Genomic DNA, 19,421 nt, shown 5'->3' with positions numbered 1-19,421 from the left:
CCTGACCCCCGCGGCCCGCGACCTCACGACCGTAAGGAGCCGTCTTCCATGACAGCGACCCCGATCCTCCGACTGCGCGGGATCGACAAGAGTTTCGGCCCGGTGCAGGTGCTGCACGACGTGAACTTCGACGTCCACGAGGGCGAGGTGACCGCCCTCATCGGCGACAACGGCGCCGGGAAGTCGACCCTCGTCAAGTGCATCGGCGGCATCCATCCCATCGACGGCGGCGAGTACTGGTTCGAGGGCGAGCAGGTCCAGGTGCACAACCCGCGCGACGCGGCGGCCCTGGGCGTCGAGATCGTGTACCAGGACCTGGCGCTCTGCGACAACCTCGACATCGTCCAGAACATGTTCCTCGGCCGTGAGAAGCGCCGCGGACTCGTCCTGGACAACGCGACGATGGAGGAGATGGCGGCCAGGACCCTCGAAGGGCTCTCCGTCCGCACCGTCAAGTCCATCCGCCAGCAGGTCTCCAGCCTCTCCGGCGGCCAGCGGCAGACCGTCGCCATCGCCAAGGCCGTGCTGTGGAACAGCAAGGTCGTCATCCTCGACGAGCCGACCGCCGCGCTCGGCGTCGCCCAGACGGCACAGGTCCTCGAACTGGTCCGGCGGCTCGCCGACAACGGCCTCGCCGTGGTCCTGATCTCGCACAACATGAACGACGTCTTCGCCGTGTCCGACCGGATCGCCGCCCTCTACCTGGGCCGGATGGCCGCCCAGGTCAAGGCGTCCGACGTGACGCACTCCCAGGTCGTCGAACTCATCACCTCGGGCCGCAGCGGAGACCTCGGCCTCGCCACCACCAACGGAGCCACCGCATGACCGCCGCCGTCGCCCCCGAGAAGCCGGACATGCCGGACGACCCCAGAACCCCCGGCAAGACCGCCACGACCGACCCCGCGAGCCTGCGCTCCATCGCCCACGGCTACGTCGAGCGGCTGCGCGGCGGCGAGTTGGGCGCCCTGCCCGCCGTACTCGGCCTGATCGTGCTGTGCGTGTTCTTCGCCGCGCTGCGCCCGGTCTTCCTGTCCGAGCTGAACTTCGCCAACCTGCTCACCCAGGGCGCGGGCAGCATCGCCATCGCCATGGGGCTGGTCTTCGTCCTCCTCCTCGGCGAGATCGACCTGTCCGCGGGGTACGCCAGCGGGGTCTGCGCCGCCGTACTGGCCATCCTGCTCACCGACCACGGCTGGCCCTGGTACGGCGCCGTGGGAGCGGCGATCGTCACCGGCTCGGTCATCGGCCTGCTCCTCGGCGTCCTGGTCGCGAAGGTCGGCATCCCCTCCTTCGTGGTCACCCTGGCCGCCTTCCTCGGCTTCCAGGGCGTCGTGCTGATGCTGCTGAAGGAGGGCACCAACGTCTCCGTGCGGGACCAGACGATCCTGGCCATCGCCAACGACAACCTCTCCCCCGCCCTCGGCTGGGTGTTCCTGGCGCTCTGCGTCGCGGGCTACGCGGCCATCCAGTTGAGGCAGAACCTCAACCGCCGCCAGCGCGGGCTCTCCACCGCCCCGCCCGCGCTGCTCGCGGTGCGGATCGGCGGCCTCGCGGTGCTGGGCGCGGTCGCCGTCCACCTGCTCAACCAGGAGCGCAGCCGCAACGTCATCGTCGACTCGCTCAAGGGCGTCCCGGTCGTGGTGCCGGTCATCACCGCCCTGCTCGTCGCCGGTACGTTCGTGCTCCAGCGCACCTCGTTCGGGCTGCACTTCTACGCCGTGGGCGGCAACCCCGAGGCGGCTCGGCGGGCCGGGATCAACGTGGCCGCCGTACGGATCGCCGCGTTCGTCATCTGCTCGTCGCTGGCCGCGGTCGGCGGCATCATCGCCGCGTCCCGGGGCAACTCGGTCGACCCCAACACCGGTGGCAGCAACGTGCTGCTGCTCGCGGTCGGCGCGGCGGTGATCGGCGGAACGAGCCTGTTCGGCGGGCGCGGCCGGGTCGTGGACGCGGTGCTCGGCGGCATGGTCGTCGCGGTCATCCAGAACGGCATGGGTCTGATGGGGTACAGCTCGGGGGTCAAGTACGCTGTCACGGGTTCGGTGCTGCTCGTGGCCGCGGGCGTGGACGCGCTGTCCCGTCGCCGCGCCCCACAACGATGAGATTCGGGGGACCATGAAAGCCGGTCCCTCGCAGGAAGAGATCCGTCGGCACAACCTCGGCACCCTGCTCCGCCACGTGCACATCGACGGCGCCCTGTCCCGGGCGGTCCTGGCCGACCGCATGGGCCTCAACCGCAGCACGATCCTGGGGCTGGTCAGCGATCTGGCCTCGGCCGGACTCGTCCGCGAGGAACTCCCCCGGGACACCGGCAGGGCGGGGCGGCCGTCCCTGGTCGTACGGTCGGAGCACGACCGGGCGTACGTCCTCGCCTTCGACGTCGGCGTGGACCGGCTGACCGCGGCGCGCGTCGGCCTCGGCGGGGTCTTCCTCGACCGGCGGGAGGCCGCCCTGTCCGCCGGTCACCGCGGCGTCGGTGAGGTGACCGAGGTCCTCGCGGGGTTCGCCGGTGAGCTGACGGACAGCGCGCGGCCGGGCACCGTCTGCGTCGGTGTGGGGGCCGCCGTGCGCGGGCTGGTCCGCGAGCCCGACGGCCTGGTCCGCGCCGCCTTCCACTTCGACTGGGAGGACGAGGAGTTCGGGGAGGACCTCACCCGTCGGCTGGACCTCGGCCTGCCCGTGGCGGTCGGGAACGAGGCCAGCCTCGGTGCCCTCGCCGAGCACCTGCGCGGCGCGGGCACCGGCTGCCAGGAGCTGCTGTACCTGCACGGCGACATCGGCATCGGCGGCGGCGTCATCTCCGGCGGCCGACTGCTGGGCGGTGACGCCGGGTACGGCGGGGAGGTCGGGCACCTCGTCGTCAACCCGCGCGGCGGCAGGCCCTGCGGCTGCGGCGCCCGGGGCTGTCTGGAGGCCGAGGCCGGGGAGCGCGCCCTGCTGGAGGGCGCCCGACGGGACCCCTCGGCCACCGGGCGGGAGGCCGTGCGCGCCGTCGTCGAGGCCGCCGACCGGGGCGACATCGCCGCCCGCGCGGCCCTGCACGACGTCGGTGACTGGCTCGGCATCGGCGTGGCCAGCCTGGTGAACGTCCTCAACCCGCGCACCGTCGTCTTCGGCGGCACGCTCCGCGAGGTGTTCCTCGGCGCCGCCGCGCAGATCCGCAGCCGTATCAACACCCACGCCCTCACGCCCGCGCGGGAGCACCTGCGGCTGCGCGTCGGGGAGCTGGGCGACAACGCCGCCCTCATCGGCGCCGCCGAACTCGCCTTCTCCCGCATCCTGGACGGCCCGCTGGAGGCGTTGGCCCACGCGGGTCCGACGCCGGAACCGCGGGGCCGACGGTAGGACGGCCGCGTCGCGGGGACCGCCGGTCACGCGGTGCGTCCCAGCGGCACGGTGGAGCGGTGCAGGACGGGGTCCTGGCTGAGCAACTGGCGGAACAGTCGGCGCAGCTTCGGGGACGGCTCCCTGCCGAGTTCCTCGGCGAGCCGCCGCCGGGCCGCGTGGTAGACGCCGACCGCCTCGGCCTGCCGACCGCTCTGGCAGAGCGCCACCATCAACAGCTCGGTGATCCGCTCCCGCCCCGGGTGGGCGAGGCTCATCCGCTTCAGCTCGCCGACCGCCCGCATCGCCTCCCCGGCGCGGACGCGCAGCCCGAGGGCGTCCTCCCGCGCGGCCAGGTGCTCCTCCTCCCACTCCGCCACGGCGCCCCGGCACAGCGGCCCCACCGCCGCGTCCCCCAGGGGCGCGCCCTGCCACAGCGCGAGGGCCCGGTCAAGGAGCGCCCGTGCGGCGGGCAGGTCGTTGCCCGCCAGCGCCCGGCGGGAACGGCGGACGTACTCACGGAAGCGGTTGAGGTCGACGGCGTCCGGCGCCACGTCCAGGCGGTAGCCGGAGCCCTGGGTGCGCAGCGCGTCCCCCGCCGCCGGGTCGCCGGTCGCGTGGACCAGGGTGCGGCGCAGCCGTGAGACGTGTGCCTGGAGCGCGTTCTCGACGTTGACCGGCGGGTTCCGCGGCCACAGTTCGTCGTACAGCGTCGAGGCGGGCACGACGGCGGGCGCCTGGATGAGCAGGCTCGCCAGCAGACCGCGCTGACTCCGCCCCGGGACGGTGTGGTAGGCACCGCCCGTACCGACCGCGACGGTGCCCAGAATCCGGAACCGCATGATTACCCCCGTAGGGTCGCGACCTGCGCCATGACGTCGCATTGTGCGGGTCCGCCCTCGACTCCGGCTGGACAGCGCGCGTTGGCCCGGGTCAGCCGCCGTCCGGAGCTGGCCGCGCGGCCACCGACAGCACCGGGCCGCCCGGGGCCGCCCGCGTTGCGGTGTGACAACGGCCCTGGTCACCACGGCGCACCGGCTGGCAGGATCGCGCGCATGTCCAAGGTGTTCCCCCGGTTCGGCGGGCGCTGGGCCCTGCGGGGCGCGGCCGTCGGCGTCGTGGTGCTCGGGCTGCTGCTGTGGTGGCTGCTGCCGCTGGGCGAGACACCGCCGAGCGGCACGATCACCTTCAGCACCGGCACCCCGCGCGGGGTGTACCAGAAGTACGGCACCCTGCTGCGCACCGAGCTGGACAAGGACATGCCGGACCTGACGGTGGAGCTGGTCACGAGTGACGGCTCGCAGCAGAACATCGCGCGCGTGGCGACCGGCGAGGCCGACTTCGCGATCGCGGCGGCGGACGCCGTGGAGACGTACCAGCTCGACGGCGGGGAGGGCGCCGACCGGCTGCGCGGGGTCGCCCGGCTGTACGACGACTACGTGCACCTCGTCGTCCCGCACGGCTCGGACATCGAGTCCGTCGCGGACCTGAAGGGCAAGCGGGTCGCCGTCGGGCTGCCGCGCTCGGGCGTACGGCTGATCGCGGAGCGGGTGCTGCGGACGGCGGGCATCAGCCCGCAGCACGACATCACCCCGCTGCCCGACGGCATCGACACCGGCCCCGACCGGCTGCGGGACGGGGAGATCGACGCGTTCTTCTGGTCCGGCGGACTGCCCACGGACGGGCTGCGGGAGCTGTCCGAGACGTTCGACTTCCGGCTGGTGCCGATCGACGCCGAGTTCGTCACCCGGCTGCACCGCCAGGGCCCCGGCACCCTCTACTACCGCGCCACCAACATGCCGCAGTCGCCCTACCGCTCCGGCCAGCGGGAGGCCGGGACGGTGCCCACCATCGCGGTGTCCAACGTGCTGATCACCCGCAAGGACGTCGACCCGACGCTGATCGAGTGGGTCACCCGCACCGTCCTCGACAGCCGCGACGGCATCGGCAGGCACGTCCACCCCGCCCAGCTCGTCGACCTGCGCACCGCGATCTACACCGACCCGCTGCCCCTGCACGACGGCGCCCGGCGCTACTACCGCTCGGTCAAGCCGTAGGCGCCCGCCCGGCCGGCCCGACCGGGGCACCGTCACCGTCACCCGCAGCCCCCGCGGCCCGTCGGTGCCCTCCGGCAGGTGGTGGTCGTAGGCGATCCGCCCGCCGCCCGCCGCGAGGAGGGCGCGGGAGATGGACAGGCCGAGGCCGGAGCCCTTGACGTTCTGGTGGCGCCCGCTGCGCCAGAAGCGGTCGCCCACGCGGGACAGCTCCTCGTCGGTCAGACCGGGCCCGTGGTCCGCGACCACGATGGTCGAGGTGTCGCCGTGGGAAGCGACCGCGACCTCGACGTCCGCGCCCTCCGGCGTGAACTTCACCGCGTTGTCGATCACCGCGTCCAGGGCGCTGGACAGCGCCACGGGGTCGGCCCAGGCGGTCGTCGGCGGGCAGTCCCCCACCAGCCGTACGCCCTTGGCCTCGGCGGTCGGCGCCCAGGCGGCGACGCGCTCGGCGGTCAGCGCGCCGATGTCGGTCAGCTGGAGGTCGGCCGCGGAGTGCTCGGCCAGCGCCAGGTCGAGCAGGTCGTCCAGGACCTGGGCCAGGCGGCGGCCCTCGGTCCGGACGGAGGCGATCTCCTCGTTGCCCTCCGGCAGTTCCAGGGCGAGCAGTTCGATGCGCAGCAGCAGCGCCGAGAGCGGGTTGCGGAGCTGGTGCGAGGCGTCGGCGACGAAGGCGCGCTGCTGCTCCAGGACGTCCTCGACGTTGTCCGCCATCTCGTTGAACGACCGGGCCAGCCGTCTGAGTTCCGGCGGCCCGCTGCCGACCGCGACACGGGACTTCAGGCGTCCGGTGGCGATGTCGTGCGTGGTGGCGTCCAGGATGCGCACCGGCCGCAGCACCCACCCGGTCAGCCGCAGCGCCGCCCCGACCGCCAGCAGCATCGCGGCGATCTCACCGACACCGATGACCAGCCAGCCGTACAGGGTGCGCGAGCGCATCTGCCCGGTGGGCGAGTCGGTGACGACGACGGCGACGACGTCCCCGTCCCGGATCACCGGCGACGCCACCACCAGGCGCCCCCGCTGCCAGGGCCACACCTGCTCGGGGTCGTCGCTGCGGCGGCTCAGCAGCGCCTCGTCGAAGGCGTCCCGCACCTCACCCGACTGGGGGAGGAGCCACTCCACCGGGGCGTTGGCCATGGGGGTGCGGTTGCGGTAGAAGACGCCGACCCGGATGCCGTAGACCTTGTGGTAGCTGTCGAGTTCCCGGCTGAGGGTCTCCAGCCGCTCGTTCGGGGGCGCGGGCGGCGCACCGCCGGGGGTGTCGGTGACGAACTGGGCGAGCGCCGCGAAGAACGCCGTGTCGTCGATCCGGTCGACGACCACCCGCTGCTGCTGGGCGGCGGCGACGCTGACGGCGAGCGGCACGCCGAGGGCCAGCAGGACGGCCGCCATCAGGATGATCAGCAGCGGCAGCAGACGTGTGCGCACCGAGCCCCGCTAGGCGGCGGGCTCGACGAGCCGGTAGCCGACGCCCCGCACGGTCTCGATCAGCGCGGGCATCCGCAGCTTGGCGCGCAGCGAGGCCACGTGCACCTCCAGGGTGCGCCCGGTCCCCTCCCAGCTCGTGCGCCACACCTCGCTGATGATCTGCTCCCGGCGGAAGACGACGCCGGGGCGCTGCGCCAGCAGGGCGAGCAGGTCGAACTCCTTGCGGGTCAGTTGGACGACCAGACCGTCCACGGTGACCTGCCGCGTCGGCAGCTCGATGTGCACGGAGCCGAGCCGCAGCGCGGCCGAGCCGCCCCCGCCGGGATCCTCCGGCACGGTGCGTCTGCTGACGGCGTGGATCCGCGCGAGCAGCTCCCCGGTGTCGTACGGCTTCACCACGTAGTCGTCGGCCCCCAGGTTGAGGCCGTGGATGCGGGAGCGGACGTCGGCACGCGCGGTGACCATGATCACCGGGACGGTGGTGCGCTTGCGGATCTTGCCGCACACCTCGTAGCCGTCCTGGTCGGGCAGGCCGAGGTCGAGCAGCACGACCCCGAACCCGGCGCCCTCGGGGACCAGCGCCTGGAGGGCCTCCTCCCCGCTGCGCGCGTGGGTGACGTCGAAGCCGTGCCGCGCGAGGACCGCGGACAGGGCGGCGGCGACATGGTCGTCGTCCTCGACGAGGAGCAGTCTCACCCTGGCCTCCTTCGGTTCATCGCTGGTACGGAACGGGGTCACCGGCCGGACCGGTCCCACGGGTAGGGCACACGCACGCGCGCGTGTGCACATGGCAGTCACGCTGATGGACGACGACGGCGTCAAGGGAGTTCCGCTCCCCGGGCGGGTTCCGTTATCCGGCCGATACCGGCGCAGGTCAACGGGGGCTACCAGCCGTGTCCGGCTGCTATCGGATCGTGATACTCAAATTCGCCTCAGATGTAATGACGCAGGTCGCGTAGGGTAGCTACTGTCCTCCGAAACCGAGGAGGACGGAGCCAGTAAGCGATGACCGAAGTATCGGTGGCCAAGGAAGACGTGGCCGCGACCGGCGAACTGGTCGTCCTGAAGGGCGTCAACAAGCACTTTGGCGCGTTGCACGTGCTCCAGGACATCGATCTGACGATCGCCCGCGGCGAGGTCGTCGTGGTCATCGGGCCCTCCGGGTCCGGCAAGTCCACCCTGTGCCGCACCATCAACCGCCTGGAGACGATCGACTCGGGCGCGATCGCGATCGACGGCAAGCCGCTGCCCGACGAGGGCAAGGCGCTGGCCCGGCTCCGTGCCGACGTGGGAATGGTCTTCCAGTCGTTCAACCTCTTCGCGCACAAGACCGTGCTCGAGAACGTGATGCTCGGCCAGATCAAGGTCCGCAAGGCCGACAAGAAGAAGGCCGAGGAGAAGGCGCGCGCCCTGCTGGACCGCGTCGGTGTCGCCACCCAGGCGGACAAGTACCCCGCCCAGCTCTCCGGCGGCCAGCAGCAGCGCGTCGCGATCGCGCGGGCGCTCGCCATGGACCCCAAGGTCATGCTCTTCGACGAGCCGACGTCGGCCCTCGACCCCGAGATGATCAACGAGGTCCTGGAGGTGATGCAGCAGCTCGCCCGGGACGGCATGACGATGATCGTGGTCACCCACGAGATGGGCTTCGCCCGATCGGCCGCCAACCGCGTGGTGTTCATGGCGGACGGCCGCATCGTCGAGGAGGCTGCGCCCGACCAGTTCTTCAGCAATCCGCGCAGTGACCGTGCCAAGGACTTCCTGTCGAAGATCCTGCACCACTGACGGCGTCGGCCGCCCCCGGCGGCCCGCCCACGTCACCCGCACCGACGGTTCCCTCTTCATCAGGCAAAGGATGTTCACCATGAAGCTCCGCAAGGTCACCGCCGCGGCCGCCGCCGCCCTCGTCCTCTCCCTGACCGCGACCGCCTGCGGCGGCGACGACGACAGCGACAGCACCGGCTCGGGCTCCGGTGGCGGCGACAAGATCAAGATCGGTATCAAGTACGACCAGCCGGGTCTGGGCCTGAAGGAGCCCGACGGCTCCTTCTCCGGCTTCGACGTGGACGTGGCCACGTACGTCGCCAAGGAGCTGGGCTACGACGCCGACCAGATCGAGTGGGTCGAGACCAAGAGCGCCGACCGTGAGAACGCCCTCGCCCGCGGTGACGTGAAGATGATCGCGGCGACCTACTCCATCACCGACGAGCGCAAGCAGAAGGTCGACTTCGCCGGTCCGTACCTGCTGGCCCACCAGGACCTGCTGGTCAAGACGGACTCCGACATCACTGAGGCCACGGACCTCAACTCGAAGAAGCTGTGCTCCGTGACCGGCTCGACCTCGGCGCAGAACGTCTCCGACAAGTTCGCCCCGAAGGCCCAGCTCAAGGAGTACGGCACCTACTCGGAGTGCATCGCCGGTCTGCAGAGCGGTGCCGTGGACGCGGTGACGACCGACGACTCGATCCTCGCGGGCTTCGCCGCCCAGGACCAGTACAAGGGCCAGTTCAAGCTCGCCGGTCTGAAGCTGAGCAACGAGAACTACGGCATCGGTGTGAAGAAGGGCGACACCGAGACCCTGGACAAGATCAACAAGGCGCTGGAGAAGATGGTCAGCGACGGCGCCTGGGACACCGCCGTGAAGGACAACTTCGGCCCGGCGAACTACAAGAACGAGCCCGCCCCGAAGATCGGCGACATCGTCCAGTAACGGAGTCCGTCCAGGGCGGCGTTCCAGCGCGGACGCCGCCCTGTCACGCGGGGTCCCCACGGCGCGCCGCCGCCCGCCGCGATCACGGCGGCGGCCCGCCCGTCCGCCACCACCCACCCGGAAGCGCGGGAGATCGTGTTCGACTTTCTTTCTGAGTATGACAATCCAACCCTGTTGGGTGCCTTCTGGGTGACGGTGCAGCTCACCGTGTTCTCGGCCATCGGCTCCCTGGTCTGGGGCACCATCCTCGCGGCGATGCGGGTCAGCCCGGTGCCGCTGATGCGCGGCTTCGGGACGGCGTACGTCAACATCGTCCGCAACATCCCGCTGACCGTCATCATCGTCTTCACCTCCCTCGGCCTCGCCGACATCTTCGGGGTGACGATGGGCGCCCCCGACGACTTCGAGCTCCAGGGCTTCCGGCTCGCGGTGCTCGGCCTGGTGGCCTACACCGCCGCGTTCGTCTGCGAGGCGCTGCGCTCCGGCATCAACACCGTCCCCGTCGGCCAGGCGGAGGCGGCCGCGCGATCGGGCTGAGCTTCACCCAGGTGCTGTCGCTCATCGTGCTGCCGCAGGCGTTCCGCTCGGTCATCGGCCCGCTGGCCAACGTACTGATCGCGCTGACGAAGAACACCACGGTGGCGGCGGCGATCGGCGTGGGCGAGGCGGCCCTGCTGATGAAGGAAATGATCGAGAACGAGGCCCAGACCGTGCTGATCGGCGCCGTCTTCGCCTTCGGTTTCGTGGTACTGACCCTGCCGACCGGTCTGTTCCTCGGCTGGCTGAGCAAGCGACTGGCGGTGAAGCGGTGACCTCCGTCCTCTACGACGCCCCCGGCCCCAGGGCCAAGCGGCGCAACGTCATCTTCTCGGTGGTCTTCTTCGTCCTGCTCGCCCTGGTGCTGTGGTGGGTCTGGCGGGTCATGGACGACAAGGGCCAGCTCAAGTGGGCCCTGTGGAAGCCGTTCACGCAGTCGGAGGCGTGGACGACGTACCTGCTGCCCGGACTCGGGGAGACCCTGAAGGCCGCCGCGCTGGCGATGGTCATCGCCCTGCCGCTCGGCGCCGTCTTCGGCATCGCCCGGATGTCCGACCACCGCTGGGTGCGCGTCCCCGCGGGCGCGGTGGTCGAGTTCTTCCGCGCCATCCCGGTGCTGCTGCTGATGCTGTTCGCCAACGAGTTCTACGCCCGCTCCACGGACGTCGAGAGCGCGGACCGGCCGCTGTACGCCGTCGTCACCGGCCTGGTGCTCTACAACGCCTCCGTCCTCGCCGAGGTCGTCCGGGCGGGCATCCTGGCCCTTCCCAAGGGGCAGACGGAGGCCGCCCAGGCGATCGGGCTGCGCAAGAGCCAGACGATGACCAGCATCCTGCTGCCGCAGGCGGTCACCGCGATGCTCCCGGCCATCGTCAGCCAGTTGGTCGTCATCGTGAAGGACACCGCGCTCGGCGGCGTGATGATCGGCTTCACCGAGCTGCTGAACGCCCGCGGCACGCTCGCCGCCAACTACGCCAACGTCATCCCGAGCTTCATCGTGGTGGCGATCATGTACATCATCCTCAACTTCCTCCTCACCAGCTTCGCGAGCTGGCTGGAGGCCAGGCTGCGGCGCAGCAAGCGCAGCACGGGGGCGGTGCTCGGCGTGGAGGACGTGGACGAGCTGAACGCCGCCGAGGTCCCCGGCAGCTACGGCACCGGCGCGGAGAAGTGACCCGTCGAGTGACCTGAGGGACCCCAGGGGCGACATCGGAGGCAGTGGCATGATCGCCGCTGCCTCCGTCGCTTGACGCAGGCAGCGGCAATGGGTTGCATACGTTCTGTGATCGTGCACCCTGCTCCAACCTCTTGTTCACATTCGTCCCTGTTGGGGACACCGCCGCGGGCAGGGGGCGCCGCGCCGTGGACCCGGTGATCATCGTCGGGGCGGGGCCCGTGGGGCTCACGCTCGCACTGGCGCTGGCCCGCCAGGAGGTGCCGTCCGTGGTCCTGGACGAGGGTCCGGGGAAGGACGAGCCACGGCTCGCGCGCACGGTCGTCCTGCCCGAGGACACCGCCGCCCTGCTGACGCGGCTGACCGGCACACCGCTCGCCGACGCGGGCGCGCACTGGGCCGGATGGCGGTCGATGCGGCGCAAGCAGGTGATGCGCGCCGTCGACTTCGACACCGCCGACGACGCGGAGGCGCGGGAGTACGACTTCGGCTTCGGCGCCGCCGAGGAGGAGCCCGGCGAGCAGCCCGCCGAGGCGGCCGGGCCCTCCCCGCTGCACCTCGCCCAGCACGTCCTGACCGGCGCCCTGCGCGCCGCCCTCGCCCGCCAGCACCTGGCCAGGGTCGTCGTCGACAGCCGTGTCGACGCCATCGAGCAGGAGCCGTCCGGCGTCACCGTCCACACCCGCGGCCCCGAGGGCACCTGGTGGCGCGGCAGCTATCTGGTCGGCTGCGACGGCCCCCGCTCCACCGTCCGCAAGCTCCAGGACATCCGCTTCCCCGGCCGTACGGCGGTGGAGCGGCACGCCGTCGCCGCGCTGCGCACGGAACTTCCCTGGCCCGGCCGTGCGTTGCTCCATAGGACGCCCCCGTGGCGGACGTCGGGTCCCTCGGGCGGGGAGGTGACCGCGCGTCCGCTGCCGGACGGCGTCTGGCGCCTGGACTGGCTGCTGCCGCCCGGCAAGGACCTGGTCACGCCCGACCTGCTGGTGGCGCGCATCCGGGAGACGCTGATCGGCTGGACGGGCGAGCCCTCACCGTCGTACGAACTGCTCGACACCGGCGTGCACACCGTCCACCACCGGCTGGCGCGGCGCTGGCGGGCGGGGCGGGTCCTGCTCGCCGGGGACGCGGCGCACTGCCTGGGCGCGCTCGGCACGCAGGGCCTCGACGAGGGGCTGCGGGACGCCGACAACCTCGCCTGGAAGCTGGCGCTGGCCTGGCACCACGGGCCCAGGGAGACGCTCCTGGACAGCTACCAGAGCGAGCGGCGCGGCGCGGTCGCCGCCCGGCTGCGCGCCGCCGACCAGGCGCTGCCGATACTGCGCGGCGGCAAGGGCCTGCGCGCCTACGTCCCCGGCACCGCCCGGGGCCATGACGCGCTGCTCACCGACGGCCACCTGGGGCGCGGGGCGCTGGGCGCGCCGGGGTCGTACGCCGCCTCGCCGCTGACGCCCCGGGGGCTGGAGGGCTCGGTCCCGGTCGGCACGGCGCCGGGGGCGCCGGTCACGGACGTGCGGGTGACGGCGGAGGACGGCACGTTCGTACGGCTGCGGGACCGGCTCGGCCGCGGGGCGCTGCTCGTCGTCCTGGTCGCGCCGGGGACGGGCGTGTGGGAGCGCAAGCACTGGGTGACCGCCGGGGTCATGCCCCGGCTGGCCGCCGCGGTGGCGGCGCTGCCGCTCCCGGCCGAGCTGCTGGTCGCCGAGAGCTATCCGGGCGCGGCGGCGCACACCGTGCTGCTCGTGCGCCCCGACGGCCACCTGGTCACCGCGCTCGGCGGCGTGCGCCCGGCCGACCTCTACACGGCGGCCGAGGCGGCCCTCGGGGGCGCGACGGTGGGCGGGGCGACCGCGGCGCCGGAGGCGGAGGCCGCGGCCGGATCGCGCTGACTTCCGGCCGCTGACGCCGAGTTGACCATCCGGGGCCGCCGTGGTGTACTCCGGCCCATGACCGACACCTGTGTGCGCCTGTGGCGGAGGGTCCATATGGACCTGGTCCGCTACGCGGGCTGCGTGTGTCGTCCGTCCTGCTGAACTCGCACTCTCCCACCGCGCCGCCGCGCGCCCTTTCGCGAACGCTCACAGGACGGTACCCATGTCTGTCTCTCCCGCCACCCCCGCCTCCGCGACCCCTGCCGCCGCCTCCCCCACGCAGGCGGACCTCCTCGACTTCGTACGGCGCACCGCCGCCGACGCCGAGCTGATCGCCTCACTCCCCCTGGACCCCGAGGGCCGCACCTGGGTGCGGCTGGACGGGCCGGGCGGCAGCGAGGCGTGGCTGATCGGCTGGCCGCCCGGCTCCGGCACCGGCTGGCACGACCACGCCGACTCCATCGGCGCCTTCACCACCGCCGCCGGGGCGCTGCGGGAGTTCTCGCTCGCCGCGCGGCTGCCCACCGACGGCTGGCGGACGCTGGAACTCACCGAGGGCGTGGACCGCGAGCGGGTGCTCCCGGCCGGGCGGGGCCGCTCCTTCGGCAGGCACCACGTCCACGAGGTCCTCAACGACTCCACCGACCGACACGCCGTCTCCGTGCACGCCTACTACCCGCCGCTGCCACGCATCCGTCGTTACAGTCGCAGCGGATCGGTCCTGCGCCTGGAGCAGGTCGAGCGTCCGGAGGACTGGCAGTGAGCGGCTCCCCTGAACAGGCCGTCGGCATCGACACGTTGCTGGAGCGGGTGCGCGCCGGGTACGACCGCGTGGACCCGCACGCCGCGTACCGCGCGGCCCGCGCCGGTGAGGCCCTGTTGGTGGACATCCGGTACGCGGCCCTGCGGGAGCGGGACGGGCTCATCCCCGGCGCGCTGGTCGTGGAGCGCAACGAACTGGAGTGGCGCCTCGACCCGCTCGGCGACCACCGGCTCCCCGAGGCCACCGGGCATGACCTGCGCATCATCGTGATCTGCAACGAGGGCTACGCCTCCAGCCTCGCCGCGGAGTCCCTCCACCGCCTGGGCCTGCACCGCGCGACCGACCTGATCGGCGGCTTCCAGGCCTGGCGCTCGGCGGGGCTGCCGGTGGCGGGGTAGGACGACGGGGACGCGACGGCCAGCGGCCGGGGCCACGGGGGTGCGGATCGTGACGATCAACGGCACCGACGAGACGCTGGCCGCGCGGACCGGCACCGGCCAGCGAGGCGAGCAGGGGTCTTCGTGCGCGGGCAGGCAGGAACACGGAGTGCGCAGCCCTTCAGGCCGTACGACGGGACCGGCCGAAGCCAACCCCGCTCCAGACCGGCCGACCCCCGCCCGGCGCGCACCCTAGGCCTGCACAACGCGTCCCCCGCGCCCGCGTCAGTACTCCTCGCCGTCCAGGAACCCGGCGTCCTCGCCCTCCTCCTCCAGCGCCTGCCGTACGACCCGCAGGGCCATGCCCTCGGGGTAACCCTTGCGGGCGAGCATCCCGGCGAGCCGCCGTATCCGCTTGTCGCGGTCGAGGCCGCGGGTGGCGCGCAGCTTGCGGGCGACGAGTTCGCGGGCGGTGGCCTCCTCCTGCTCGGAGTCGAGCTGGGCGACGGCCTCGTCGATCAGTGCGGAGTCGACGCCCTTGGTCCGCAGCTCCCGGGCGAGCGCGCGCCGGGCCAGCCCCCGGCCGTGGTGCCGGGACTCCACCCAGGCGTCCGCGAACGCGCTGTCGTTGATCAGCCCGACCTCCTCGAACCGCGACAGCACCTCCTCGGCGACCTCGTCGGGGATCTCCCGCTTGCGCAGCGCGTCCGCGAGCTGCTTGCGGGTGCGCGGGGTCCCGGTGAGCAGGCGCAGGCAGATCGCCCGTGCCCGCTCACCCGGATCCCCAGAGGACGCCGCCTCCTCGGCCCTCGACAAGGGGGCGGCGTCCCCGCCTTGAGCGTCCGCCTCGCCGAAGCCACGCTTACGGCGCCCACGGACCCCCCGTGCCCCACCGCCACCGCGACGCCGACCACCGCCCACGTCCGGGCCGTGCGAACCGCCGGAGACATCGCCGTCGGGAGGCGGGCCGTCTCCGTCATCCCCGTACACCGGGTCCGTACCGTCCGTACCGTCCCCGATGCCCCTCCCCCGTGGGGCACCGGAGGCCGTGTACGCGTACTCGGCCCAGTCGGTTCGTCGTGTCACGGTCAGCTCTTGGCTGCGGCGGCCTTGGTCTTGGCCGTCTTGGTCGCCGCCGGGGCCGTGACCGGCTTGGCGGCATCACCCGTGGCGGTGGTGACCGCGGCGTCCGCGCCCGGCTCGGCGGCGGGCTCCTCCGGCCGTACGCCGACGCCCAGCTTCTCCTTGATCTTCTTCTCGATCTCGTTGGCCAGGTCGGGGTTGTCCTTCAGGAAGTTGCGCGCGTTCTCCTTGCCCTGGCCGAGCTGGTCGCCCTCGTACGTGTACCAGGCACCGGCCTTGCGGACGAAGCCGTGCTCCACGCCCATGTCGATCAGACCGCCCTCGCGGCTGATGCCCTGGCCGTAGAGGATGTCGAACTCGGCCTGCTTGAAGGGCGGCGCGACCTTGTTCTTGACGACCTTGCAGCGAGTGCGGTTGCCGACCGCCTCCGTGCCGTCCTTCAGGGTCTCGATGCGCCGGATGTCGATGCGCACCGAGGCGTAGAACTTCAGCGCCCGGCCACCGGTCGTGGTCTCCGGGGAGCCGAACATCACGCCGATCTTCTCGCGGAGCTGGTTGATGAAGATCGCGGTGGTCTTGGACTGGTTGAGCGCGCTGGTGATCTTCCGGAGCGCCTGGCTCATCAGCCGGGCCTGGAGACCCACGTGCGAGTCGCCCATCTCGCCCTCGATCTCCGCGCGCGGGACGAGCGCGGCGACGGAGTCGATGACGATGAGGTCGAGCGCGCCGGAGCGGACCAGCATGTCCACGATCTCCAGCGCCTGCTCGCCGTTGTCGGGCTGGGAGAGGATCAGGTTGTCGATGTCGACGCCGAGCTTCTTCGCGTACTCGGGGTCGAGGGCGTGCTCCGCGTCCACGAAGGCGACCTGGCCCCCGGCCTTCTGCGCGTTGGCCACGGCGTGCAGGGTCAGGGTCGTCTTACCGGAGGACTCCGGTCCGTAGATCTCCACGACACGGCCACGCGGCAGGCCGCCGACGCCGAGGGCCACGTCGAGGGCGGTCGACCCGGTCGGGATGACCTCGATGGGCTCCTTCGACCGCTCGCCCATGCGCATGACCGCGCCCTTGCCGAATTGCCGTTCAATCTGTGCGAGCGCGGCGTCGAGCGCCTTCTCGCGGTCGGTTCCTGCCATGGGTTCCACCCGGTTTGCTTGAGTCGATCGCTTCACGTCAAAGACGCTAACGCCTGCCACTGACAATGCGCCCCGACGCGGGTCCGGCCTGTGGATAACTCCCGGACATCCCGCCCCGGACCGGGACAGAACCCCCGTCGAGAACCTCGCCGGAGCCTCCATAAGAATGGATGTTCGATTTTCATGTCAAGCGCACCACGGGGCACTTCACCCCCGTGCGGACCGGCCCCACACCCCCATGCCCCATCCTCAGGCAGGCCCCTCCTCGGACCCCGCCGCCGGACCCCGCGCCCCCCACAGCCGCCGCACCCGCTCGGCCACCCCCGGCCCCGGCACGCGCTGCCGATGCCCCTGCACCCGGGGGTCGTCGGTCACGTCGTACCGCTTCACGTACGCCCCGAGGAACGCCTGGAGCGTGGCGACCGCCGGGATGGCGATCAGCGCGCCGACGGCGCCGAGCAGCGCGGTGCCCGCGATGACCGAGCCGAAGGCGACCGCGGGATGGATGTCGACGGTCCGCGACGTCAGCTTCGGTTGCAGCACGTAGTTCTCGAACTGCTGGTAGATCACGACGAAGACCAGTACCCACAGCGCGTACCAGGGGTCCACGGTGAAGGCGATCAGCATCGGCAGGGCGCCCGCCATATACGTGCCGATGGTCGGGATGAACTGCGAGACCAGCCCCACCCAGACGGCGAGCACGGGCGCGTACGGGATGTCCAGCGCCGCCAGCAGCACATAGTGCGCGACGCCGGAGATCAGCGCCATCAGCCCGCGCGAGTACAGGTACCCGCCGGTCTTGTCGACGGCGATCTCCCACGCGCGCAGCACCTCGGCCTGCCGCGCGGGCGGCAGCACGGAGCACAGCGCGCGCCGCAGCCGGGGCCCGTCGGCGGCGAAGTAGAACGAGAACAGCGCGACCGTCAGCAGCCGGAACAGCCCGCCCAGCACCTGCGCGGAGATGTCCAGCACGCCGGTGGCGCTGTTCTGGACGTACTTCCGCAGCCAGTCGGAGTGCAGCAGGCTGTCCTGGATGTCGACGCGCCGCAGCTCGGTGTGGAAGGTCGTGTTGACCCAGTTGATGACGGAGTCCAGGTACTCCGGGAACCCCTCGATCATCCGGACGATCTGCCCGGCGAGCATCGAACCGAGCAGCGTGACGAACCCCGCGACCGCGATGACCAGCCCCAGGAAGACCAGGAAGGTGGCGAGCCCCCGGCGCATCCCCCGGGAGGCCATCCAGCTCACCGCCGGTTCGATGGCCAGCGCCAGGAAGAACGCGATGAGTACGTTGATCAGCAGGCCGATGAGCTGATGGAAGGCCCAGCTACCGAGCTGAAAAAGCGCGACGAGCGCGAGCGCCAGCACCATCGCGCGCGGCAGCCAGCGCGGCATACGCGCGCCGGGCGCGACGGCGTCGTCAGCGCGCGCGGAGGACGCCGCCGGGGTCTGGGGACGGTCGGACACGGTCTCGTCTGTGGATGCCACGGAGCAAGTCTCACCCACCCGGCCCACATCCGGGACCGTCCCGGGAGCTTGGTGACGGCTCAGCGCCTTTCCTGTGGCACGTTCATCACCGTGCACACCACACGCCATACGTCCTTGGCCTCCCAGCCAGCGTTGAGCGCCTCGTTCACCGTGCGTTCGCCCAGCTCCGACATCACGTGATCGCGCGCGAAGGTGTCGGCGTACCCCGCACCGAAGTGCTCCGCCATCCGCTCCCAGAAGACCGTCAACCGCATGACCCCAGTATCCCGCGCCTGAGTGGGCGCCCCCGCGCGGACCGCCTGTCGGCCGCCGCCACCCCCTACGGTCGCTCCATGGCCGAAACAGGAGCATCCCCACTCCCCCCGGCGCGCTCCCCGCTCACGCGTGCCGAACACTTCGTCTGGCTCACCGCACGGGTGCTGGAGCAACGTCTGTTCGCCCACCACTTCCGCGACGGCGCCGCGGACCCCGTGGAGACCGCGCTGGACGCCTACCGCAACGACGACGGCGGCTACGGCCACGCCCTGGAGCCCGATCTGCGCGGCCCCGTCAGCCAGCCGCTGCACACCGCGCACGCCCTGCGCGTCCTGGACGCCCTCGGGCGCTGCACCGGACAGCGCGTGGAGCGCGTGTGCCGCTACCTGACCGCCGTCTCCACTCCGGAGGGCGCGCTCCCGGCCGTCGACCCGAGCCAGCGCGGCTACCCGGCGGCCCCGTTCATCCCCGTAGTCGACGACCCGCCCGGCGCGCTGCTGGCCACCGGCCCGGTGGTCGGTCTGCTGCACCGCAACGAGGTCTGGCACGCCTGGCTGTTCCGCGCCACGGACTTCTGCTGGCAGGCGGTCGAGTCCCTGGAGCGGTCCCACCCCTACGAGGTCGAGGCCGCCGTGGCCTTCCTCGACGCCGTCCCCGACCGCCCCCGCGCCGAGGCCGCCGCCGACCGCCTGGGCCGCCTGGTCCGCGAACACCGCCTGGCCGTCCTCGACCCGGACACCCCCGACGCCTTCCCCGTCGCCCCCGGCTACGCCCCGGGCGAGCACCACTACCCGCACGACTACGCGCGCACCCCGCGCTCCCTCGCGCGCGCGTGGTTCACCGACGACGAGATGACCCGCTCCCTGGACTTCCTCGCCGCCACCCAGCAACAGGACGGCGGCTGGCCCATCCGCTGGCACCAGTGGGCCCCCGCCACCGCCATCGAGGCCCGCCCCATGGTGACGATCGAGTCCCTGCGCACCCTGGAAGCCCACGGCCGCCCCCTCGACTGAGGGCCCGCGGGAGCCGCGACGACGCGAGGCCGCCGTACGACGGAAGGGGACGGGTCGGGGGTGTCCGCCCGCAGCGGTTGGCGCGTCAACGCGGGCACCTCACCCCCAACCGATTCCGCGCCGTTCCGAGGACGGACACCCCCGACCCGGCCCCGCCCCACCCGGCGAGCAGGCGCACCCCGCACCCCCACAAACCGAAACGGGCCGCCGC

Annotated in this window: 18 protein-coding genes and 2 pseudogenes; 13 read left to right on the top strand and 7 right to left on the bottom strand. The window is 72.3% G+C overall.

All coding sequences use genetic code 11. The features are described 5' to 3' along the window. The first annotated feature begins 48 nt into the window (after positions 1 to 48). The 3 genes from ACFQZ6_RS26290 to ACFQZ6_RS26280 are packed head-to-tail and all read left to right on the top strand — an operon-like array spanning position 49 to position 3,345. A complete protein-coding gene (locus tag ACFQZ6_RS26290; protein WP_381613354.1) occupies positions 49 to 825 on the top strand; it encodes an ATP-binding cassette domain-containing protein in 777 nt (258 codons plus the stop codon). After that, positions 822 to 2,102, top strand: a complete 1,281-nt coding sequence (locus ACFQZ6_RS26285; protein WP_381613351.1) for a sugar ABC transporter permease — start codon at positions 822 to 824, stop codon at positions 2,100 to 2,102. The genes ACFQZ6_RS26290 and ACFQZ6_RS26285 overlap by 4 nt, the downstream gene beginning before the upstream one ends. 13 nt (positions 2,103 to 2,115) lie before the next feature. Continuing rightward, the gene (locus tag ACFQZ6_RS26280) at positions 2,116 to 3,345 is read left to right on the top strand and encodes an ROK family protein (protein WP_381613349.1); all 1,230 of its coding nucleotides are present in this window, start codon (positions 2,116 to 2,118) and stop codon (positions 3,343 to 3,345) included. 26 nt (positions 3,346 to 3,371) lie between these two features. Here the strand turns inward: ACFQZ6_RS26280 and ACFQZ6_RS26275 are convergent, their stop codons facing one another. Beyond that, a complete protein-coding gene (locus ACFQZ6_RS26275) occupies positions 3,372 to 4,166 on the bottom strand; it encodes an AfsR/SARP family transcriptional regulator (RefSeq protein WP_381618659.1) in 795 nt (264 codons plus the stop codon). A gap of 213 nt (positions 4,167 to 4,379) precedes the next feature. On the opposite strand from ACFQZ6_RS26275, the gene ACFQZ6_RS26270 reads away from it, so the two are divergent. Continuing rightward, positions 4,380 to 5,381 carry a TAXI family TRAP transporter solute-binding subunit gene (locus ACFQZ6_RS26270; protein WP_381618656.1) on the top strand — a complete coding sequence of 334 codons (1,002 nt, stop codon included), beginning with the start codon at positions 4,380 to 4,382 and terminating at the stop codon, positions 5,379 to 5,381. A gap of 15 nt (positions 5,382 to 5,396) precedes the next feature. Here ACFQZ6_RS26270 and ACFQZ6_RS26265 read toward each other — a convergent pair. Continuing rightward, positions 5,397 to 6,809 (bottom strand): annotated as a pseudogene (locus ACFQZ6_RS26265) (ATP-binding protein); the annotation flags it as partial. A gap of 9 nt (positions 6,810 to 6,818) precedes the next feature. Beyond that, the gene (locus tag ACFQZ6_RS26260) at positions 6,819 to 7,505 is read right to left on the bottom strand and encodes a response regulator transcription factor (protein ID WP_381613346.1); all 687 of its coding nucleotides are present in this window, start codon (positions 7,503 to 7,505) and stop codon (positions 6,819 to 6,821) included. 309 nt (positions 7,506 to 7,814) lie between these two features. Between ACFQZ6_RS26260 and ACFQZ6_RS26255 the strand changes: the two genes are divergently transcribed. The 8 genes and pseudogenes from ACFQZ6_RS26255 (at position 7,815) to ACFQZ6_RS26220 (ending at position 14,259) form a co-directional block, all read left to right on the top strand. Beyond that, complete coding sequence (locus ACFQZ6_RS26255) at positions 7,815 to 8,591, top strand: amino acid ABC transporter ATP-binding protein (RefSeq protein WP_381613342.1); 777 nt, start codon at positions 7,815 to 7,817, stop codon at positions 8,589 to 8,591. A 79-nt stretch (positions 8,592 to 8,670) separates the two neighbouring features. After that, on the top strand, positions 8,671 to 9,516 hold the full coding sequence (locus ACFQZ6_RS26250) for a glutamate ABC transporter substrate-binding protein (protein WP_381613338.1): 846 nt from the start codon (positions 8,671 to 8,673) through the stop codon (positions 9,514 to 9,516). Positions 9,517 to 9,651: 135 nt separating this feature from the next. Then, positions 9,652 to 10,328, top strand: a pseudogene (locus tag ACFQZ6_RS26245) (amino acid ABC transporter permease). Beyond that, positions 10,325 to 11,227 carry an amino acid ABC transporter permease gene (locus ACFQZ6_RS26240; RefSeq protein WP_381613335.1) on the top strand — a complete coding sequence of 301 codons (903 nt, stop codon included), beginning with the start codon at positions 10,325 to 10,327 and terminating at the stop codon, positions 11,225 to 11,227. The pseudogene ACFQZ6_RS26245 and the gene ACFQZ6_RS26240 overlap by 4 nt, the downstream one beginning before the upstream one ends. A gap of 188 nt (positions 11,228 to 11,415) precedes the next feature. Next, positions 11,416 to 13,116 carry an FAD-dependent monooxygenase gene (locus ACFQZ6_RS26235; protein WP_381613332.1) on the top strand — a complete coding sequence of 567 codons (1,701 nt, stop codon included), beginning with the start codon at positions 11,416 to 11,418 and terminating at the stop codon, positions 13,114 to 13,116. 57 nt (positions 13,117 to 13,173) lie between these two features. Then, on the top strand, positions 13,174 to 13,260 hold the full coding sequence (locus ACFQZ6_RS26230) for a putative leader peptide (RefSeq protein WP_313960178.1): 87 nt from the start codon (positions 13,174 to 13,176) through the stop codon (positions 13,258 to 13,260). A 61-nt stretch (positions 13,261 to 13,321) separates the two neighbouring features. After that, positions 13,322 to 13,861 carry a cysteine dioxygenase gene (locus ACFQZ6_RS26225; RefSeq protein ID WP_381613329.1) on the top strand — a complete coding sequence of 180 codons (540 nt, stop codon included), beginning with the start codon at positions 13,322 to 13,324 and terminating at the stop codon, positions 13,859 to 13,861. Next, a complete protein-coding gene (locus ACFQZ6_RS26220) occupies positions 13,858 to 14,259 on the top strand; it encodes a rhodanese-like domain-containing protein (RefSeq protein ID WP_381613326.1) in 402 nt (133 codons plus the stop codon). Before ACFQZ6_RS26225 ends, ACFQZ6_RS26220 begins: the two co-directional genes overlap by 4 nt. Before the next feature lie 264 nt (positions 14,260 to 14,523). On the opposite strand, the gene recX is transcribed toward ACFQZ6_RS26220, so the two are convergent. From recX to ACFQZ6_RS26200, 4 genes are all read right to left on the bottom strand, one after another. Further along, positions 14,524 to 15,324, bottom strand: coding sequence for a recombination regulator RecX (recX, locus tag ACFQZ6_RS26215; protein ID WP_381613323.1), 801 nt, complete (start codon positions 15,322 to 15,324; stop codon positions 14,524 to 14,526). Positions 15,325 to 15,326: 2 nt separating this feature from the next. After that, positions 15,327 to 16,454, bottom strand: a complete 1,128-nt coding sequence (gene recA, locus ACFQZ6_RS26210) for a recombinase RecA (RefSeq protein ID WP_381613320.1) — start codon at positions 16,452 to 16,454, stop codon at positions 15,327 to 15,329. 249 nt (positions 16,455 to 16,703) lie between these two features. After that, positions 16,704 to 17,849, bottom strand: a complete 1,146-nt coding sequence (locus ACFQZ6_RS26205) for an AI-2E family transporter (RefSeq protein WP_381618653.1) — start codon at positions 17,847 to 17,849, stop codon at positions 16,704 to 16,706. A gap of 152 nt (positions 17,850 to 18,001) precedes the next feature. After that, positions 18,002 to 18,196 (bottom strand): DUF3046 domain-containing protein, encoded by a 195-nt coding sequence (locus tag ACFQZ6_RS26200; protein ID WP_381613317.1) that lies wholly within the window; start codon positions 18,194 to 18,196, stop codon positions 18,002 to 18,004. A gap of 78 nt (positions 18,197 to 18,274) precedes the next feature. Between ACFQZ6_RS26200 and ACFQZ6_RS26195 the strand changes: the two genes are divergently transcribed. Then, a complete protein-coding gene (locus ACFQZ6_RS26195) occupies positions 18,275 to 19,210 on the top strand; it encodes a hypothetical protein (RefSeq protein ID WP_381613314.1) in 936 nt (311 codons plus the stop codon). The last annotated feature ends 211 nt before the right edge of the window (positions 19,211 to 19,421 follow it).

The organism is Streptomyces flavalbus (assembly GCF_042674625.1).
In the GTDB taxonomy this organism is placed as follows: domain Bacteria; phylum Actinomycetota; class Actinomycetes; order Streptomycetales; family Streptomycetaceae; genus Streptomyces; species Streptomyces flavalbus.
Note: the sequence above shows the minus strand (reverse complement) of the source record. Positions and strands in the feature narration are given on the sequence as shown.

What these genes read in the sequence shown, in the direction of transcription:
- ACFQZ6_RS26290 (WP_381613354.1), top strand. Translation starts at nt 49, where the DNA reads ATGACAGCGACCCCGATCCTCCGACTGCGCGGGATCGACAAGAGTTTC.
- ACFQZ6_RS26285 (WP_381613351.1), top strand. Translation starts at nt 822, where the DNA reads ATGACCGCCGCCGTCGCCCCCGAGAAGCCGGACATGCCGGACGACCCC.
- ACFQZ6_RS26280 (WP_381613349.1), top strand. Translation starts at nt 2,116, where the DNA reads ATGAAAGCCGGTCCCTCGCAGGAAGAGATCCGTCGGCACAACCTCGGC.
- ACFQZ6_RS26275 (WP_381618659.1), bottom strand. Translation starts at nt 4,166, where the DNA reads ATGCGGTTCCGGATTCTGGGCACCGTCGCGGTCGGTACGGGCGGTGCC.
- ACFQZ6_RS26270 (WP_381618656.1), top strand. Translation starts at nt 4,380, where the DNA reads ATGTCCAAGGTGTTCCCCCGGTTCGGCGGGCGCTGGGCCCTGCGGGGC.
- ACFQZ6_RS26255 (WP_381613342.1), top strand. Translation starts at nt 7,815, where the DNA reads ATGACCGAAGTATCGGTGGCCAAGGAAGACGTGGCCGCGACCGGCGAA.
- ACFQZ6_RS26250 (WP_381613338.1), top strand. Translation starts at nt 8,671, where the DNA reads ATGAAGCTCCGCAAGGTCACCGCCGCGGCCGCCGCCGCCCTCGTCCTC.
- ACFQZ6_RS26230 (WP_313960178.1), top strand. Translation starts at nt 13,174, where the DNA reads ATGACCGACACCTGTGTGCGCCTGTGGCGGAGGGTCCATATGGACCTG.
- ACFQZ6_RS26225 (WP_381613329.1), top strand. Translation starts at nt 13,322, where the DNA reads ATGTCTGTCTCTCCCGCCACCCCCGCCTCCGCGACCCCTGCCGCCGCC.
- recA (WP_381613320.1), bottom strand. Translation starts at nt 16,454, where the DNA reads ATGGCAGGAACCGACCGCGAGAAGGCGCTCGACGCCGCGCTCGCACAG.
- ACFQZ6_RS26205 (WP_381618653.1), bottom strand. Translation starts at nt 17,849, where the DNA reads ATGCCGCGCTGGCTGCCGCGCGCGATGGTGCTGGCGCTCGCGCTCGTC.
- ACFQZ6_RS26200 (WP_381613317.1), bottom strand. Translation starts at nt 18,196, where the DNA reads ATGCGGTTGACGGTCTTCTGGGAGCGGATGGCGGAGCACTTCGGTGCG.
- ACFQZ6_RS26195 (WP_381613314.1), top strand. Translation starts at nt 18,275, where the DNA reads ATGGCCGAAACAGGAGCATCCCCACTCCCCCCGGCGCGCTCCCCGCTC.